This is a genomic window from Pseudonocardia pini (assembly GCF_013870575.1).
Taxonomy (GTDB): domain Bacteria; phylum Actinomycetota; class Actinomycetes; order Mycobacteriales; family Pseudonocardiaceae; genus Pseudonocardia; species Pseudonocardia pini.
The window spans coordinates 1-2,420 of record NZ_JACBXB010000811.1 but is presented as its reverse complement, the minus strand read 5'-3'; the positions used below and the strand labels follow the sequence as shown (position 1 = coordinate 2,420).

Here is a 2,420-nt window from a genome sequence, read left to right as displayed (position 1 = left end):
TCCTCGGCGAGGTCCCGGTAGGCGGCGAGGTCACGGACGTGGGCGGGGCCGAACCGGCGGTAGCCGTTGGCGGCCCGGTGCGCGGGTTCGAGGACGCCCTGCTGCTCGAGGACCCGCACCTGCTGGGCCGAGTATCCCGTCGCGGCCGCCACCTCCGACGTGCTCAGCACCCGAACCCTCCACAAGCACTCGAACCTCACACTGGAACCGTGAGTATGGAACAGATCCTCTCGGTGGCCCGTGGTCTCGACGGCGTGCTGGAGCTCGCGCCCGGGCCGGGCAGCGAGTTCCCGGAGATCGCCTGGGGCGACCACTTCTTCTACTACGCACCCGACGGCCGGGTGCCGGAGCGGCAGCAGCCCTACGCGACGATCGTCACCAAGGACTACCCGGGCGACACCTCGTCCGACCTCGACCGGCCGGGTCGGTGGCGGCTCAACGTGCACGTCGGCCGGACCGCGTTCGCCCGGCTCGTGGACGCCGTCGCGCCGGACCCCGCCACCGCCGACACCGTGCTCGCGCACCCGGTCTACGCGCGCCAGGGCTGGGTCTCGATCGTCGAGCCGGGGGAGCGGACCGCGGCCCTGGCCGCGGACCTGCTCCGAGACGCCCACGAGGCCGCGCGGCGGCGGGCCTCCTAGAGGTCCCAGAGGGCCATCGACAGCGGGTCCTCGCTCGGGACGTCCGGGGTGAGGGGGCCGCCGTAGACCTCGCCGGTCCGGTCGGCGAACCGGCTGGTGGCCACGCTGAGCACCAACCCGTCCGGCAGCTGCGCCGTCTCGATCCCGGTGCTGAGCCCGAGGGTGGCGGCGCCGTAGGAGCGCACGTCCGGGAGGCCGCGGAAGGCCACCGCCACGGCCTCGCCGGAGCTCGCGGTGTGCCCGTCGGTGAGCACCGAGACGGGTCCCTCCCGCCTACCCGCCCCGCCGAGCAGCTGCGGGCTCCGACCGCCTGCCACGACCCCCTTGGTCACGGTCCAGGGGATCCGCCCGCCGTCCCGGTCCACGAAGGCGCCGATCTCGCCGTCGCCGCGCAGCAGGGGCGCGACGGCCGCGAGCATCGGCCACATCGACCCGCCGCCGTTGCCGCGCAGGTCCACGATCCATCGCTCGGCCTCGACGCCCGCGAGCGCACCACCCACGAACGCAGACCCCACCTGGGACCGCCTCGCCGAGTGCGAGTCCTCGGGGAACTGGGCGATCGACACCGGCAACGGCTACTACGGCGGGCTGCAGTTCGACGCCGCGACCTGGTCGGACTTCGGCGGCACCGCCCACGCCGCGCGGGCGGACGGCGCGACCAAGGAGCAGCAGATCGCGATCGCCACCAAGGTCCGCGACCAGCGGGGCGGCTATGGCTCCTGGCCCGCCTGCGCGCGCAAGCTCGGCCTCCCGCGGTGATTTTCATGATCACCGGTGGTGTGCTCTCAGCGCGCTGGCGACCGCACTGGGTGCACGCAATCGCCGATCTTGCCGCGCTGACAGCACGAAACGTGCGATCTTGGTCCGCCGCTCACCCACCCGGACGAACGCCGACGACCCGACCTCCCCGGACCTCGGAAAGCGGGGGTGCCTACCCTTGGGGGTCATGACCCCGCCCGAGCCCGATGCCGAACGCATCGGTAACCGCTACCGCCTGGAGGAGCGCATCGGCGCCGGCGCGATGGGGGCGGTCTGGCGGGGGACGGACGAGCTGCTCAACCGGCCCGTCGCGATCAAGGAGCTGATCGCGGCCGCCGCGTCGGTCAGCGGCCACGGGCCCGACGCCGCCGAGGAGTCCCGCCAGCGCCTGCTGCGCGAGGGCCGGATCGGCGCGCGCCTGCAGCACGCGCACGTCATCAGCATGTTCGACGTCGTGGTGCACGACGACCGGCCCTGGCTCGTCATGGAGTACCTCCCGTCGCGCTCGCTGGCCGCCGTGCTCAACGAGAAGGGCCCCCTGAGCCCGCAGGAGGCGGCCACGATCGGCCGTCAGGTCGCCGACGGGCTCTCGGCCGCGCACGCCGCAGGCGTGGTCCACCGCGACATCAAGCCCGGCAACATCCTGCTCGCCGAGGACGGCCGCGCGAAGATCAGCGACTTCGGCGTCTCCCGCGCGGTGGACGACGTCCAGCTCACCCGCACCGGCATGATCGCGGGCACCCCGGCCTTCCTCGCCCCGGAGGTCGCGCGCGGGCAGGAACCCACGAGCGCCTCGGACGTCTTCGCGCTCGGTGCCACGCTGTACGCGGCCGTCGAGGGGGAGCCCCCGTTCGGCCTCGACGACAACGCCTACGCCCTGCTGCACAAGGTGGCGACCGGCCAGATCCGCCCCCCGCAGCAGGCGGGCGCGCTCACCGCGCTGCTCATGCGGCTGCTGTCCAACGAGCCCACGGAGCGACCCACCGCCGCGCAGGCGCGGGACGCCCTCACCGCGATCGC

5 protein-coding genes are annotated in these 2,420 nt (G+C 74.0%); 3 read left to right on the top strand and 2 right to left on the bottom strand.

Features of this window, described 5'->3' with window-relative positions:
- The coding region (locus tag H5J29_RS29345; RefSeq protein WP_312858466.1) for a helix-turn-helix domain-containing protein at positions 1-152 on the bottom strand (152 nt) is incomplete at its 3' end.
- Between the two features lie 63 nt (positions 153-215).
- Between H5J29_RS29345 and H5J29_RS29340 the strand changes: the two genes are divergently transcribed.
- Positions 216-641 carry a DUF6194 family protein gene (locus tag H5J29_RS29340; protein ID WP_181784221.1) on the top strand — a complete coding sequence of 142 codons (426 nt, stop codon included), beginning with the start codon at positions 216-218 and terminating at the stop codon, positions 639-641.
- Here the strand turns inward: H5J29_RS29340 and H5J29_RS29335 are convergent.
- On the bottom strand, positions 638-1,099 hold the full coding sequence (locus H5J29_RS29335; protein WP_181784218.1) for a S41 family peptidase: 462 nt from the start codon (positions 1,097-1,099) through the stop codon (positions 638-640). The genes H5J29_RS29340 and H5J29_RS29335 overlap by 4 nt on opposite strands.
- Here H5J29_RS29335 and H5J29_RS29330 point away from each other — a divergent pair.
- Complete coding sequence (locus H5J29_RS29330) at positions 1,083-1,400, top strand: transglycosylase family protein (protein ID WP_220188084.1); 318 nt, start codon at positions 1,083-1,085, stop codon at positions 1,398-1,400. The two genes, H5J29_RS29335 and H5J29_RS29330, sit on opposite strands and share 17 nt — an antisense overlap.
- Positions 1,401-1,587: 187 nt before the next feature.
- Positions 1,588-2,420: serine/threonine-protein kinase (locus tag H5J29_RS29325; RefSeq protein WP_181784217.1), on the top strand; the 833-nt coding region annotated here is incomplete at its 3' end.